This window comes from Actinomyces sp. HPA0247 (genome assembly GCA_000411415.1).
Taxonomy (GTDB): Bacteria; Actinomycetota; Actinomycetes; order Actinomycetales; family Actinomycetaceae; genus Pauljensenia.
The window spans coordinates 900,043-913,668 of the sequence record KE150450.1; the positions used below are offsets into that span (position 1 = coordinate 900,043).

Below are 13,626 nucleotides of genomic sequence, written 5' to 3' on the forward strand. Positions count from 1 at the left end.
GCTCCAAACGAAGGGAAAGGGAGGGTGAGCGACAGGGAAACGAAGGAGTCAGCGTGATGCTGAGTAGCGTACACGCCCGGACACGATGGTCTCGATCACGCGGCCGGCGCCGTGGCGGGCCACGGTGTCGATGGTGTCCACGATCGAGGTCACGGGCACGTCGACGACGCACATGTCGGCGACTGCTCCCGACTGGAGCTGGCCCAGGCGGTCGGGGCCCGTCGCCAGCCCCATCGCGGTGGCACCGCCCAGGGTTGCGGCCTGCAGGAGGCGGCGCGCCAGATCCTGGTCCGCATACCCCTGTGCGCGCGCCAGATCGAAGAGGAGGGCGACGTCCTCGAGCAGGTCGAGGGAGGGGGAGGAGGACAGGGAGTCCGTGCCCACCGCGATCATGTTGCCCTCGGTGAGGTAGGCGGCGACGGGAGGCGCATCCAGGCCGATTACGCGATTCGAGCGCGGGCACAGCGCCACCGCCGTCTGGCGGGCGCGCAGTCGCATGCGGTCGTCGGCGCGCATGTACACGCCGTGCGCGACGTGGCAGTCGGGCCCGAGGACGCCCAGCTGATCGACGAACTGCGTCGAGGAGAAGCCGCCGCCGCGCGAACGCATCGCCGTGAACGACGAGGAATGCTCGCTCTTCCATAGGTCCGCGAGGTCGGTCGTGCGCGTCTCGGACCATTCGGCCTCGGAGTGGGATTCGCCCAGGTGAATGTGGATGCGCATGCCCCGGCGCCGGGCCATGTCGGGCAGGTCCAGCAGCGGCTCGGCGTCCAGGGAGTAGGGCGCGTGCGGGGAGATGCCCACGGCCGGAGGGGTCGGCATCGCGTCCAGAGACTCGGAGACTTCGCGTTCACCGCGCGCCCGCCACTCCTCGTTCGACCAGCTCATGACCTCCCAGTAGGCGACGCCGTGCAGGCCCGCGTCGTGCAGGGCCGAGGCCGCGGCTGCGTCCGTCACCACGTCGGCGGCAGCGGTCGTGCCGCTCTCGAGGAGCAGGCGCGCGCCCGCAGCCGCGTCGCCTCCCCAGTCCAGGTCGCCCGCGTCGTAGACCTCGTCGAAGGCGCGCGCCCAGTCGTCAAAACCGCGGTATTGTCCGGCTCCCACGGACGCCATGCCCGTGTACTGCAGGTGCGTGTGCGCATTGACGAGGCCGGGGAGCAGCACACCCTCAAAGTGGCGTTCCGTGAAGGAAAGGCCGCGCTGCGTGAGCGTTTCGACGACCCAGTCGCGCGCGCCCACGTGCTCGATACGCCCGTCGCGCACGGCAACGGCGCCGTCGAGGATCGAGGGGGCGGTGATCGGGATGACCATGCCGGCGGACCAGACGACCACGTCGCTCATGGGGGACCTTTCAGTGGGGGACGCTGACTAACAGTGTAGAAGTGGGGTGGGCATACCCGCCCCAGCGGTGGGCGTGAGCTGCGACTACGACAGGGACAGGGCGCCCAGCGCAGCTGCTGCCACCGCGTCGTCGGCCTCGCGCGGCAGGTCGTGCAGGCCGGGGGCCAGCTCACCTTCGCGGGTCAGGAGCTCGCGTAGGGACGCCAGCTGCACGCCGAAGCTCATGTCCATGATCTCGATGGGGTTGCCCTCGCCTGCCGTGTAGTTGATGCCTTCGCCGCGCTCGAGGACGCGCAGGGTCTTGCCGGAGGGGCTGGTCAGCGTCTGCACGTGCGGATCGCCCGACTCGGCCATGACCCAGGACGCGGCCACGGCCTCGTCGATGGACACCTCCCCGTCGACGCCACCGGCGACCGTGACGATCGCGCCGCCCGGGGCCGCCTCCAGCGCGCTCAGCGGGATCGTCGCCCGCTCGCCCGTCGCGGAGATCAGCATGCCGGCGCCGGGGGCGGCCTCCTCCATCGAGGCCACGGTGAACCCGTCCATCGACGCCTGGAGGGCACGCACGGGGTCCAGCTCCACGACGGTCACTCCGGCGCCGAGCGCCGCGCCGAAGCGTGCGCAGCCGCGCCCCACGTCGCCGTAGCCGATGACGACGACGCGCATCCCCGCCACCGGCGCGCCCACGCCGTCCGGGTCAATGAGATCGAGGATCGTCGTCCAGCACGACTGACCCGTCCCGTAGGCGTTGTCGAACAGGGTCTTCGAACGAGCATCGTTCGAGGCCAGGACCGGAATGTGCAGGTCGAAAGAACGCAGGGGGCGCAGCCCCGAGGTGGTTTCCTCCGCCGCGCCGACCAGCGCGTCCAGGACGCCGGGGCAGCGGTCCGTCTCGTGAGCCAGGCGGATCAGGTGGGAGCCGTCATCCAGGAGAAATTCGCTGCTCTGGGCCAAAAACTCGCGTGCGAGCTCCCACTCGCGCTCGCGGGAGGCACTCGAGTCCGCGAACACGGGGATGCCGGCGTCGCGCAGGCGGGCCGCGACGTCCTCGCGGGTCTCGGACGCCCAGCCGAAGACGCTCACGCGTGCCCCCGCCTCGGCGAGCATGAGGGCCAGGGCCGCCGTCTTAGGTTCGAGGACGAGGGAGAGCCCCACACTTCGGCCCGCCACCAGGGGTGCCAGTGCGCGGGCCGCCGCCTCGGTGACGGGCATGTGGGTGCGCGCCCACTCGATGCGACCCTCGTCGCCGGGGCCCGTGATCGTGCGCCCGTCGGGAGCGATGACCGCGCGGAATGCGCCTCCGGGCGCCAGGACCGTGATCGCCCCGGGCGTGGGGGCCGCGTCCTCCTCGAGCGCGAAGACGACCGGGGGCGAGGCCGGGGTGTCCTCGGAGTCAGCCAGTGGGCGCACGTGGGCTCCGAACGCGTGCAGCAGGGCGGCCAGCGTCGGGTCATTCGTCGCGAAGGAGCGCCCCGCGATGAGCATGTTCGTGGCCCGCGCGTAGGCGCGTAGCAGCAGCTGAGCGGCGAGCGGATCCAGGGCGCGGTTCATGCGTTAAACGTAGCAACTGCCGCGGCTGCGCGTCCCCGTGAGGGTGCGTGAGTACTCTGTGAGGGCCCCTCAAGTAGCTGCCCGCAGGTATGTAAAAGGGACCGGGCCCTGCGGCCCAGCCCCTTTCGTCGGATCACTTGCCGAGCTTGTCCTTGGCCTCGTCGGCCAGCTCGGTCGCCTTGTCCTTGGCTTCCTCAGCCTTGTCCTGGACGGCTTCCTTGGCCTCGTCGGCCTTGTCCTGGGCGGCGTGGGCGGCTTCCTTGGCCTTGTCCTTGGCCTCGCCAGCCAGCTCGGTCAGCTTGTCCTTGGCTTCCTCAGCCTTTTCCTTGGCCGCGTCGACGACCTTCTCGAGGCCTTCTTCAGCCTGCTTCTTCAGATCTTCCAGACCCATGGTGTTCTCCTCAGAGTAGTGCCGTTCCGACAGTCAGAACGGATACAACCGACCCTATCGGTTGTTGGCCCAGGTGGCCTGAGGTGCGGGCACACAGTCCCGCATGCTGGCGTCAGCGGGTGGATCAGTGCCGTGGAAGCGGGTGAATTCCGCCATTTCCTGCGATGTGTCGGGGGACTCTCAGGGGATAACCAGGGCAGCCCCTCATGGAAGTGAGATGCGCCTCGGGAATAACGTGGAGGCATGACAGAGAACAACGCGGGCCTGGTGACCCGAGCACTAACGAAGACATACATGCGTGGGAACACGCCCGTCCACGCGCTGGCAGGTGTCGACCTGACACTCCCGCAGGGCACGCAGGTGGCGATCATGGGCCCCTCGGGCTCCGGTAAGACGACGCTCCTGCACTGCCTGGCCGGCGTACTGCGCCCCAGCTCCGGATCGATCACGCTCGACGGCGAGGAGATGACGACCATGTCGGAGCGCGTGCTGTCCGACCTGCGCCTGCGTCGCTTCGGCTTCGTCTTCCAGGACGGCCAGCTCCTGCCCGAGCTGCCCACGGAAGAAAACATTGCGATGCCCCTCATGCTCGCGGGCACGCCCAAGTCGCAGGCCCTGAGCCGCGCCCGTGAGATCCTCGCGAACCTCGGCCTCGACGGCGCCGGCCCCTATCGCCCCGGCCAGCTGTCGGGCGGCCAGGCCCAGCGCGTCGCGATCGGTCGCGCGCTCGCCACCGATCCCTCGGTGATTTTCGCGGACGAGCCCACGGGCGCCCTCGACCAGGCCACCGGCGGCGAGGTTATGTCCCTCCTGACCAGCGCCTGCGCCACCACGGGCGCCTCCCTGGTCCTCGTCACCCACGACCCTGCTGTCGCCGCGCGCCTGCCGCACACGATCCACGTGCGCGACGGTCGCATCTCTCTTGAGGGACGAGGCACGGGCGCGGCGGGCCAGGGGGTGGCCCGATGAGCGCGGTACGAACCGCCGCCGGGGCGCTCCTTCGGTCGCGCGACCGGGCGACGTCCGTCCTCACGGTCGCTGCGTTTGCTCTCCCGCACGCGTTCCTGCTCGCAGTCACGGGCGGCGTCATGGCTTTCGGGGCGCGGGCTGCCGTGGCTGCTGCGTCCGCCACGGCCGACGACCCCTCGAGCCTCGACGGGATGGCCTCCTTCTACGTGATGCTCGCGTACTTCGCGGCAACCCTGCTCATCGTCCCCATCATCTCGATGGGTGCGGCGGCCGCGCGCCTGGGCATGAGTCGGCGCGAGCGTGACCTTGCGGTCCTGCGCCTCGTCGGCCTCGCGCCGGGAAAGACGAAGCTCGCCTGCATCTTCGAAACATGCGTGTTTGCGGCCGTCGGTGTTGTCGTCGGCTCGATCCTGTACGCGGTGACGCTGCCCGCGTGGGGCGCCCTGTCCTTCCAGGGGCGGCCGATGGGAGTGTCCGAGATGTGGGTGGGGGTCGTGGCCCTCCTCGTCGAGGGACTCGCCATGATCGTCCTGGCCGCCCTGTCCTCGTGGCTGGCCATGCGCAAGGTCGCGATCACGCCCCTGGGCGTCGCGCGCCGCAGCCAGGCGGGCCGCGTGAGCGCGGTCGGCCCGATCCTCGGCCTGGTCCTCCTCGTCCTGTGGCTCACCGTCGGTACCCTCGCGATGAACCTGGGCACCGCGATCGGCTTGGCCGTGTTCATGGGCTTCATGGGCGCTATCTTCCTCATCGTCAACCTGGTGGGCGTCTGGTCGATCAGCCTGATGGGCCGCATCATGGCGCGGGTCTCGCGCAGCCCCCAGATGATGGTGGCTGGGCGTCGCATGGCCGACGATCCGCGCGCCGTGTGGCGTTCGTTCGGGGCGGTGGCCCTCGTCGGGTTCCTCGTGGGCATCATGTACCCGGCGAGTGACGCGATCTCCATGAGCGGGGATTCTACGGACGAGGTCGCCCGCATCGTCATCGGCGACATCAACCGGGGCATGCTGCTGACCTTCGCGATCACCCTGGCCCTCGGCGCCGTGTCGACCGCGGTCAATCAGTCGATCCGTGTGCTCGACTCCGCCGACCAGGTGCGCGCCCTGTCCTATATGGGGTCCCCGCGCGGCTTCATGGATCGCAGCCGCCGCCTCGAGGTCGCGATCCCCGCATTCGTGATGATCGTCGGCTCGATGCTGCTCGGCATGGTGTTCATGTCCCCGATGCTTGCGTCGGGTGCCGGAAAGGGCTTCCTCATTGCGCTCGCCTCAGCGATCGTCGGCGTTGTTCTCATCGTCGTGGCCTCCGAGGCGACCGTGCCCCTGCGTCGTCGGATCCTTGCGGGCGTGCGCGAGGGACGAGAGTAGAGCGCTCGTCGCCATTCGCGCAGGTTCGGGCCCCGGCCTCGTCCCCCTATCGACGAGGCCGGGGCCGATCCGCATTCACACGGACAATCCCGGATGCAAAAGTGTGTGACGCGCACCTCATCAGTGCTAGAATTACGCCATTCAACCGCATGAATTCAACGGAGAGACCGTGTATCACTCGCCTTCCCAGTACTCGCACGCTGGGGGAGTCGGCGGTGCCGCGCGAGGAGCCCAGGTCACCAGGCCATCCGCTCGGCGTCGCCGCCCCGCGCCGCCCTCGTACCCGCCGACCGTGCGCCCGCAGACGCGTGCCGCCCTCGACGAGGAAATTTTCGCGCTGCAAACGCCTGCCCGATACTCGCTGCCCGTGGGGGCGCGTCGCCTCCCGCGCTTCAGTGCCTTCGTAGCCGCCGCGCTGCTCATTGCGGCCGGTGGGCTATGGTGGTGGTTCTAGTCGCCTCTCTTGCTACCGCAGCACATGCCGTGTGAGGCAGCGTGAGGTTGCCCCGGCCTCGTCCCAGGCCACGCGCACCCGCGCCCCCAGTCGGGCACAATGGATCCATGACGACCCCCACCCCCACTGACCCCGCGCGTTACGCGGGCGCCGACCTGCGCCTGGCCGCCGTCGACATGGACGGCACCCTCCTGGACGACGACAAGAACTTCCCGCCCGGCATGGACGAGCTGCTCGACCAGATGGACGCGCGCGGCGTCACTTTCGCACCCGCGTCCGGCCGCCAGGTGTGGACCCTCATCGACATGTTCCCCGGGCGCCCCGGCATGACCGTCATCGGCGAGAACGGCGGCATCGTCATGCGCGACGGCGTCGAGGTCTCCTCCAGCCCTCTCGACGCCACCACCATGCGCGAGGCCGTCCGCCTCGTGCGCGAGGCCACCTCCGGTCCGGATGGGATCGACGGCGGCCTCGTCATGTGCGGCAAGCAATTCGCCTACGTCGAGCGCACCGATGATCGCTTCGTCGACGGCGTCATGCCCTACTACCACCGCACGAAGCGCGTGGATGATCAGATCGCCATCATCGACGCCATCGAGGCCGGGCAGATCGATGACGCGATCGTTAAGCTCGCCGTCTACGTCATTGGCCCGGTTGAGCCGCTCGCGCAGGCTACCCTGGCGAACTTCGCCGACACGCACCAGTACGCGATTTCCGGTGCGAACTGGGCGGACCTGCAGATCCGAGGCGTCGACAAGGGGAGCGCCGTGCGCGACCTGCAGCGCTTCCTCGGCGTGGATCGCTCTCAGACCGCGGTCTTCGGCGACGCGGGAAACGACCTGTCCATGATGAGCGAGGGGGACCTGTCCTTCGCCATGGCCAACGCCTCCCAGGACGTCGTCGAGGCGGCGCGCTTCGTTGCGCCTTCCAATAACGAGGCCGGGGTCGCCCAAGTCCTGCGCGCCCTCCTCGGGTAACGCGCCTTGCATGGGGTTGTCCTCTCCGTTAATCTCAACTCTTGAAATACCTGTTGGACGGAGGACAGCGTGAGCACGCCCGAATACGCACAAGGTGGAGGCATGCCGCCGCAGGCTGGCCCCGCGCAGCCCGCGCCGCAGGGGGTTCCTCAGGCGGGTGTGTCGTATCCGATGGGGCCCCAGCAACAGGTTCCGGAAAAGATCAGCAGGCTCTCCTTCATTTTTGCGATCATCGGTCTGGGTGTCCTGGTTCTGTCACTCCTGTACTGCGCCTATATCGTTTTCACCGCTGTGCACAGTGACCATCCCGAAGGCGGGGGCTTTGTATGGATCATCCCCTTCGTTGTGTACATGTGCGTCCTGCCGCCCATCAATCTTGCCGGGCTGATTCTCGGTTTCCTGAAGGTGGGGCCCTCGGTATCCGGCCGACAGCGGATGTGGAGCCTGCTCGGTATCGGCCTGAATGTTCTTCCCTGGGTGATCGCTGCCGTTCTCCTTGTCTGGATTCGTACGTCAGTCTTCCCCGGTACTGCTGGGGCCCTACTGGCCCTCGGATGACTGTTGTCTGTGAATAACGCTCATGAGACGGAGGAAGTAAATGAGTGAGCCTTATCCTCAGCAGCCTGCGGGGCAGCCCGCAGTTCCCGCGCAACCAGCAGTTCCCGCGCAACCGGCGCCGCAGGGGGTTCCTCAGGGGTATTCAGTAGCACCCCAGGGTGTGCCCCAGATGGGCCCCACGCAGCCGGCGCCTCAGGGGGTGCCTCAGGCGGGAGTGCCCGCGCAGCCGGCGCCTCAGGGGTATTCAGCAGTGCCCCAGGGATTTGCGCCGGGCTATGCGCCCGTGCCCCAGGGGCCTGTGAAAGTGCGGGTTAACTGCATCTCCCTCGTTATGGGAATTGGCGTATGGGTGTTCATCGCGCTGTTAGTGCTGGATGCGTGGGTAGAGATGCACTCGCCGGACGCGTCCGCGAGCGGGAACGATATCTTCGGCTTCTTTCCTCTTTTTGTGCTGGGCTTCGGCGGTCCGTTGAACCTCATCGGTGTCATCGTCGCTTCCTCAAGAGCGAAGGAGCAGCCGGCGAAATGGAAGCTCAACAAGCTGGGAATGATCCTCAACCTGAGCCCGTACGTCATCTTTTTCGTTATCATGTTCTTCGGCCTGGCCGTGGCACCGTTTTTCTCGTAGGTCGTTGGTGCACGCTCAGTGATGGCGTGTGCTTGTGCCGGACGAGGCCGCCGCTGCGATCACTGAATATTCTCGGTAGCGTGTCGCGGCCACGGCACCCCTTCGATGCTGTCGAGGCCTGATGTGATCACCGGGAGGAGAATGCCATGAACGACCGCAGCGTCCCCGCAGGTGGGCCTCGCGAACGTACGTTGCGCCGGATGTACAGGCTGTCCCTGTTCTGCATATTCGCGGGACTCGCGGTCATGATCGGTGGCTTTATGGTCCGATCAGCCTCGGTTTTTGATGAGATGAGCGCCAGCGCGAACCTCGTCATTCCCGGGGACTCAGCGGTGATGAGCGACGGCGAGTTTATCCGTTCCCTCCTGCCCGTCGCCGGCGCCTCTGGGATCGTTCATCTCGTCGGTGTTATCGCCGGGTTAGTGGGACGAACGCGAGCCGAGGGTCGCAGGGAGCTCGGGCGCTGCGCGCTGGGAGTGGGAGCGAATGCCTTCCTCCTTGCCTGTGCCTGCGTCATTCCCGCGGTGGGCATTGTCGGCGATCCGGGTGGCCTCGTCCCCGTCCTCGTCGTGTGCGGCGTTGCGGTCCTGGCCGTGTGCGGCTCCCTGTTCGAGCGTCTCTTGAGCAGTGCGGGCGCGAAGTCGGTGGGTGCGGGGCTCGCGGGCATACTGGCGATGGTCGGGGCGCTGATTGTTGGCCTGTTCGCGATGCTTTACGACCTCGCGATGGCGCCGGAGGACCCGTTCTTGCCCGGCCTGATTGTCGTGGCTGTCTGCTTCTACATGTCCGTCCCGGCGGGCCTCGTCCAACTTGCGGGCTTGATCATGGGAATACGAGCGCGTCGGCGCGCTGACAGCGAGGCTGAGCGGGCACTCGCCACGTGGGGAATAGTCCTGAATGTGCCCCTGTGCTGGTGCGTGCTTTTCCTCCCCCTGCTGGTTCTCATCTGAACCTGCCCGGCGCTTTGCTGGCGATGGTTGAGATATCGTCTTTTCGTTGCAATATCAAGCCTGCCCCCGCCCGGCGAGGCCGTCGCTGCGTGCGCTTGCGGGGTGAGTGCGTTTTGCGTGGGGGTTGTCTTGTCGTTAGTCTCAATTCTTGAAAGACTTTTCGGCAAGGAGGGGTGTGGGGTTTCTTCACAGCCTCGTTGCCGCATGTCGGTGCACTAGAGGAGGAACTAATGAGCACCCCTTATCCTCAGCAGCCTGCGGGGCAGTCCGCAGTTCCCGCGCAGCCCGCAGCTCCGGCGCAGGCCGCGCAGCCTGTGCAGCAGGCGCCGCAGGGGGTACCCCAGGCAGGAGCGCCCGCGCAGTCGACAGCTCCCGCGCAGTCGGTGCCGCAGGGTGTACAGGGGTATTCGATGGCGCCTCAGGGGGTTGCTCCGGGCTATGCGCCCGTGCCTCAGGGGCCTGTCGTTCAGAAGGTGAATCGGCTGTCGATCATCCTGGGTGTTGTCGGATGGGTCCTCATCGGCTTGACGATACTGGCCATGTGGCTGGCTATTCGAGCCTCCGCCTCTGATCCTGATCCGAGCGGCAAGGAAGTGATCGGTTTCTTGCCCCTATTTGCTCTGCCATTCTTTGGCTCGGTGAACCTCGCCGGTGGTATTTTCGGGATCGTGGGGGCCGTCGGAAAGCCCAAGACACTCAAGCTCAACTGGCTGGGAATCCTCCTCAATGCGAGCCCGTACGTCATTTTCACAGTCCTCATGTTCTTGCTGCCGGTGCTCCTTGGTCGCTGAGCTGTGGGTCGTCCCACGCGTCGATGACGATTGTTGGCGCACGCCCAACGATGGCATGCTCGCAAGGACGTATGGATGAGCGCATGTGCCATATTGCCGCGATGGTCAACTCATGAAGGAGTAGTAGTGACAACACCAGATCCTCACGTTCCGAACATGAACACCTTTCCGGGTGGACAGAGCCAGGGTGGGCAGCCCGCAGTGCAGGGGTATGCTCCCGTGCCGCAGGGGGTTCCCCAGGTGGGAGTGCCCGCGCAGCCTGTATATCAGGGGGTGCCGACGGGCTATCCGAATGCGGGGGCCCGGCCGCCGCGTCGGTCAGGAATGAAGATCAGCGGCATCATCTTGTTGGTTTTTGCGGCCATTATCCTGGTGTTGTCGGTTGCTGTCTGTGTGGGGATCGAGTTCATTCCCGGCGACCATGGGGACAGTGGAGATGGACTCGCCTGGCTCGGTGTCATGGTCCTCCTCTATGTGGTGCCTTTTGCGTTGATGCTGGCGATCTGCGGCCTCATGTTGTTCTTCGCTGGACGACAGAAAACGCGGTGACCGACGAGCGCAGGGTGGCCCAGGTGTCACACGCTCTCCTCGGGCAGCCCTCCTTGCGTGCAACCCACCTCTCCGATAATCTCAATTCTTGAAATACTTTTGGGGAGACGACGTCGGCTCCCTGCGATGATGAAGGGAACGCGTTATGTCGAATGGACAGCGACCTGTCGCTCCGCCACAGGCTGCGGGTACGTACCCTCAGCCCGGCTATCCGCAGGGTTTCCCGGTGCGTCCGCCCAATCCCTCGGCCCTCGCACGCAAGGCGCTCGCGTGCGGAATCGCCGCATGGGTCGTCTCGGTCCTCACCATCGTGGGCGCTGTTGCCCTCGTGCTCACCGCGCGCGCGATGCGTGATGCCAGTGGACTCGGGTGGATCGGCTTCGTCGCCCCAATGGTGATCCTCCCCGTTCTCATCGTCCTGACCGTCATGGGATTCAGCGCTGGGGCTCAGGGTATGGCCTACGCATCCACCCCGCGGGAATTCAAAATGAGCAAGCTCGGTAAGCATCTGAGTGTCACTCACTGGATACTGCTGGCGCTCGCCTTCGGGGCCGAGTGTATTCGGGAGATGGCCAACTAGTACATGCGTCGTCCCGGGTAGTACATGTGTGAGGAGTAGGCGATGACTGTGGTGGGTGACGCCTCACCGGCTCCTGCCGTCTCGACGCAGGTTGGCACTCCCGCTCCTCGGGGGCAGGGAACGAGGCATTGGTTGGCCGGTCTCGGAGGCTCAACGATCGCTTCCCTGTTCCTGGGCGGCGCCGGGTGGGTTCTCGTTCTCCTCCTTGCCGCCGGGAACCTCCGTGTGTCGATTCTCCGGCAGACTACCGCGGAGGGCTACCTTGATGACGTCGGCTTCGGCTACGTGATCGTTGCGGGCCTCGCGGTTCTCTTCCTCAATGGCCTGGTGGGAATCATCTGTGCACTCATCGGCACTGCGAGGGCGAAACAGCCGAGTGGTCGCTGGTGGAGCCTCTACGCGATCCTCTTGCACGTGAGCCCGTGGCTCCTCTTCGCGTTGCTCATCAAGGTGGGAGCGGCGATACACTCCTGACTGAATGCGTTGCGCGCACGTGTGCGCCTGCCGTTGATGGAAGGACAGACTGTGACAACACCAAATCCGTACGTTCCCGACCCAAACGCCTCTCCCATGATGCCTGCGCAGCAGTCGCCCTACCAGCAGCAGGGTGGCGTTCCTGCTCAGGGTGTGCCACAGCCAGACATGCAGCAAAACTGGCCTGCGCAACCTGCCGCGCAGGGCTACCCGCAAGGCGGGTATGCGGGCTACGGTCCCGTAGCCCCCGTGAAGCGTCGCAAGTCGTTCAAGGCGGCGGGCATTTTGTTCGGAGTCGGCTTGCTGCTCGCGCTCTCGCCCTTCATTGCCGGGGCCATCATTGAGCTCATTCCGGGCAACCATGGTGACGGCGGAGACGGCCTGTACTGGCTCGCTGTCGCAATGATCTTCTACATTCTGCCGATCGGCCTCATCCTGATCGTCGCCGCCATCATCACCGCAATCGTCATTGCCGCAATGAACTCCTCGACACAGGGCTGACCTTGAGAGACGACAGGCATCGCGTCGAACCAGCAATTGGTGGTGGTGCGGGATTTTACGTGAGTAGGACGATTCGTGTTGGCGTATCACCCAGCTGGATAACGGATCGTGGCGTGTCCTGCTAATCCGTTCATCGTCCGCGCTGCTCCCAGGTGTTGCTGTCAGATCTGGTAGGCGTGGTGTGGGGGTTTTGCACGACACGAAGCTCTCTATCGGCGTGTCACCGGCGTGTCGGATCCTCATGTCGTGCAATTCCCCCGTCGAGGGGCCTGGCGGGCAGATTCTAGGGTTGTGGCGACCCGACACGAGCCGTACGCCCGCACGTTAACCTTTGAATCTGCGTATAAACCCCTTGATACGCACGTTAACCCCTAGACATGCGTGTGGGCGGCGCCGCCCACGTGCGGATCATCGGGCCCACGTGCGAGGTGTCGGGCCCACGTGCGAGGTGTCGGGCCCACGTGCGGATCATCGGGCCCACGTGCGCTTTCAGAAGTCCGTGCACGGGGCACGATGCTGTGTTCATATGAACGAGGGGCACGCGGTCGCTTGTGCTAGTAAAATTCCACGCTACAAAGCCGAAAAGTCAACGCTCGAGCAACGCGATTCGTTCACGCTCAAAGCTGGTTAGTCTCAACCGCCTTGCCAACCGACTTTACCGCACCAGCAAGCCGAAAAGTTGCGACTAAACCAACACGTTTTGTCCATCCTTCACGTTGGTTCCCACCATTTTAGCCCCAGACTTTCCGGCACTAATAAGCCGGAAAACAGTCCCGTCACCAACACGAAGCGTCCTAGTACCCTAGTGTCCTAAACCGGGTCGTTCGCTCTCTGTTGGGAGTCAAGGAATAAAGGGGTACAGCGGGGGGCCGCGACGCAGCGCGTCGCGGCCCCCCGCAGCAAGAACCTCTCAGAAGGTCAGGCTCACTCGCCCGCCTCGAAGGTGGCCTTCTCAGCCTCGGTGTCCGGCACGAAGGAATCCGTGTCCAGATCCGCCCAGTACTCCTCGGCCCACGGATCCTCGATCGGCTGCGAACGCTTCCACAGGATGTAGCCCGCACCGGCGACGGCGCCCACCAGGGCTGTCAGGCCGAAGGCGCGCAGCACGCGGCACTTGCGGCGCTTGCGCGTCGGCGTCGCGAGGGCGACGGCCGAAGCCTCGGACGCGCGGCGAGCGCGATCCGACAGCGAACCGCGAGCCTGCAGGGCGGCACCCGCCTGGTTGACGGCGAGGGAAGCGCGGGGCAGGTAGTCGTCCACGAGATGCTCGCGAGCGTTCTCGATCGCCGGACCGGCCTGCGCGGCAGCAGCCTGCGCGCGAGCGGCAGCGTTCTCAATCGCGGGGGTCGCGTGCTCGATCGCGGAGTTCAGCGCGGCCTGGGCGCGAGGCGCGGCCCAGTCGACGCCCTGGCCAGCCAGATCAGCGGCGCGCACGGCAACCTTGCCGGCGTAAATGGCAGCGGCGTCGCGAAGCTGCTGGGACGATGCACGCAGCTTATCTGCATCGAAAGTCGGCGAAGTAACCATGATGTCTCCGATTCTGTCCAC

At 66.1% G+C, this 13,626-nt stretch carries 16 protein-coding genes; 12 read left to right on the forward strand and 4 right to left on the reverse strand.

Annotation, left to right across the window (positions count from 1 at the left end; genetic code table 11):
* Window positions 1-48: 48 nt before the first annotated feature.
* The 3 genes from HMPREF1478_RS03635 to HMPREF1478_RS03645 all read right to left on the reverse strand — a co-directional run bounded on the left by HMPREF1478_RS03635 (window position 49) and on the right by HMPREF1478_RS03645 (window position 3,283).
* Complete coding sequence (locus tag HMPREF1478_RS03635) at window positions 49-1,341, reverse strand: amidohydrolase family protein (protein WP_016460732.1); 1,293 nt, start codon at window positions 1,339-1,341, stop codon at window positions 49-51.
* A gap of 84 nt (window positions 1,342-1,425) precedes the next feature.
* Window positions 1,426-2,892 (reverse strand): adenosylhomocysteinase, encoded by a 1,467-nt coding sequence (locus HMPREF1478_RS03640; RefSeq protein ID WP_016460733.1) that lies wholly within the window; start codon window positions 2,890-2,892, stop codon window positions 1,426-1,428.
* A 133-nt stretch (window positions 2,893-3,025) separates the two neighbouring features.
* Window positions 3,026-3,283 (reverse strand): hypothetical protein, encoded by a 258-nt coding sequence (locus tag HMPREF1478_RS03645; RefSeq protein WP_016460734.1) that lies wholly within the window; start codon window positions 3,281-3,283, stop codon window positions 3,026-3,028.
* A 243-nt stretch (window positions 3,284-3,526) separates the two neighbouring features.
* Between HMPREF1478_RS03645 and HMPREF1478_RS03650 the strand changes: the two genes are divergently transcribed.
* The 12 genes from HMPREF1478_RS03650 (at window position 3,527) to HMPREF1478_RS03705 (ending at window position 12,078) form a co-directional block, all read left to right on the forward strand.
* Window positions 3,527-4,252 (forward strand): ABC transporter ATP-binding protein, encoded by a 726-nt coding sequence (locus tag HMPREF1478_RS03650; RefSeq protein WP_016460735.1) that lies wholly within the window; start codon window positions 3,527-3,529, stop codon window positions 4,250-4,252.
* The gene (locus tag HMPREF1478_RS03655; RefSeq protein WP_016460736.1) at window positions 4,249-5,616 is read left to right on the forward strand and encodes an FtsX-like permease family protein; all 1,368 of its coding nucleotides are present in this window, start codon (window positions 4,249-4,251) and stop codon (window positions 5,614-5,616) included. Before HMPREF1478_RS03650 ends, HMPREF1478_RS03655 begins: the two co-directional genes overlap by 4 nt.
* Before the next feature lie 169 nt (window positions 5,617-5,785).
* Window positions 5,786-6,070 carry a hypothetical protein gene (locus tag HMPREF1478_RS10330; RefSeq protein ID WP_016460737.1) on the forward strand — a complete coding sequence of 95 codons (285 nt, stop codon included), beginning with the start codon at window positions 5,786-5,788 and terminating at the stop codon, window positions 6,068-6,070.
* A gap of 107 nt (window positions 6,071-6,177) precedes the next feature.
* The gene (locus tag HMPREF1478_RS03660; RefSeq protein ID WP_016460738.1) at window positions 6,178-7,047 is read left to right on the forward strand and encodes an HAD-IIB family hydrolase; all 870 of its coding nucleotides are present in this window, start codon (window positions 6,178-6,180) and stop codon (window positions 7,045-7,047) included.
* Window positions 7,048-7,116: 69 nt separating this feature from the next.
* Complete coding sequence (locus tag HMPREF1478_RS03665) at window positions 7,117-7,605, forward strand: hypothetical protein (protein ID WP_148332950.1); 489 nt, start codon at window positions 7,117-7,119, stop codon at window positions 7,603-7,605.
* Window positions 7,606-7,954: 349 nt separating this feature from the next.
* A complete protein-coding gene (locus HMPREF1478_RS03670) occupies window positions 7,955-8,233 on the forward strand; it encodes a cell division protein FtsW (RefSeq protein ID WP_148332951.1) in 279 nt (92 codons plus the stop codon).
* 146 nt (window positions 8,234-8,379) lie between these two features.
* Window positions 8,380-9,183, forward strand: a complete 804-nt coding sequence (locus tag HMPREF1478_RS03675; RefSeq protein WP_016460741.1) for a hypothetical protein — start codon at window positions 8,380-8,382, stop codon at window positions 9,181-9,183.
* A 230-nt stretch (window positions 9,184-9,413) separates the two neighbouring features.
* Complete coding sequence (locus HMPREF1478_RS10835) at window positions 9,414-9,974, forward strand: hypothetical protein (RefSeq protein WP_016460742.1); 561 nt, start codon at window positions 9,414-9,416, stop codon at window positions 9,972-9,974.
* A gap of 126 nt (window positions 9,975-10,100) precedes the next feature.
* The gene (locus HMPREF1478_RS10565) at window positions 10,101-10,523 is read left to right on the forward strand and encodes a hypothetical protein (protein ID WP_016460743.1); all 423 of its coding nucleotides are present in this window, start codon (window positions 10,101-10,103) and stop codon (window positions 10,521-10,523) included.
* A 145-nt stretch (window positions 10,524-10,668) separates the two neighbouring features.
* Window positions 10,669-11,103 (forward strand): hypothetical protein, encoded by a 435-nt coding sequence (locus HMPREF1478_RS03695; protein WP_016460744.1) that lies wholly within the window; start codon window positions 10,669-10,671, stop codon window positions 11,101-11,103.
* 42 nt (window positions 11,104-11,145) lie between these two features.
* Window positions 11,146-11,577 (forward strand): hypothetical protein, encoded by a 432-nt coding sequence (locus HMPREF1478_RS03700; RefSeq protein ID WP_016460745.1) that lies wholly within the window; start codon window positions 11,146-11,148, stop codon window positions 11,575-11,577.
* A 51-nt stretch (window positions 11,578-11,628) separates the two neighbouring features.
* Complete coding sequence (locus HMPREF1478_RS03705) at window positions 11,629-12,078, forward strand: hypothetical protein (protein WP_016460746.1); 450 nt, start codon at window positions 11,629-11,631, stop codon at window positions 12,076-12,078.
* 924 nt (window positions 12,079-13,002) lie between these two features.
* Here HMPREF1478_RS03705 and HMPREF1478_RS03710 read toward each other — a convergent pair.
* The gene (locus HMPREF1478_RS03710) at window positions 13,003-13,605 is read right to left on the reverse strand and encodes a hypothetical protein (protein WP_193393959.1); all 603 of its coding nucleotides are present in this window, start codon (window positions 13,603-13,605) and stop codon (window positions 13,003-13,005) included.
* Window positions 13,606-13,626: the final 21 nt, after the last annotated feature.

What these genes read in the sequence shown, in the direction of transcription:
- HMPREF1478_RS03635 (WP_016460732.1), bottom strand. Translation starts at nt 1,341, where the DNA reads ATGAGCGACGTGGTCGTCTGGTCCGCCGGCATGGTCATCCCGATCACC.
- HMPREF1478_RS03640 (WP_016460733.1), bottom strand. Translation starts at nt 2,892, where the DNA reads ATGAACCGCGCCCTGGATCCGCTCGCCGCTCAGCTGCTGCTACGCGCC.
- HMPREF1478_RS03645 (WP_016460734.1), bottom strand. Translation starts at nt 3,283, where the DNA reads ATGGGTCTGGAAGATCTGAAGAAGCAGGCTGAAGAAGGCCTCGAGAAG.
- HMPREF1478_RS03650 (WP_016460735.1), top strand. Translation starts at nt 3,527, where the DNA reads ATGACAGAGAACAACGCGGGCCTGGTGACCCGAGCACTAACGAAGACA.
- HMPREF1478_RS03655 (WP_016460736.1), top strand. Translation starts at nt 4,249, where the DNA reads ATGAGCGCGGTACGAACCGCCGCCGGGGCGCTCCTTCGGTCGCGCGAC.
- HMPREF1478_RS03660 (WP_016460738.1), top strand. Translation starts at nt 6,178, where the DNA reads ATGACGACCCCCACCCCCACTGACCCCGCGCGTTACGCGGGCGCCGAC.
- HMPREF1478_RS03675 (WP_016460741.1), top strand. Translation starts at nt 8,380, where the DNA reads ATGAACGACCGCAGCGTCCCCGCAGGTGGGCCTCGCGAACGTACGTTG.
- HMPREF1478_RS10835 (WP_016460742.1), top strand. Translation starts at nt 9,414, where the DNA reads ATGAGCACCCCTTATCCTCAGCAGCCTGCGGGGCAGTCCGCAGTTCCC.
- HMPREF1478_RS03695 (WP_016460744.1), top strand. Translation starts at nt 10,669, where the DNA reads ATGTCGAATGGACAGCGACCTGTCGCTCCGCCACAGGCTGCGGGTACG.
- HMPREF1478_RS03700 (WP_016460745.1), top strand. Translation starts at nt 11,146, where the DNA reads ATGACTGTGGTGGGTGACGCCTCACCGGCTCCTGCCGTCTCGACGCAG.
- HMPREF1478_RS03710 (WP_193393959.1), bottom strand. Translation starts at nt 13,605, where the DNA reads ATGGTTACTTCGCCGACTTTCGATGCAGATAAGCTGCGTGCATCGTCC.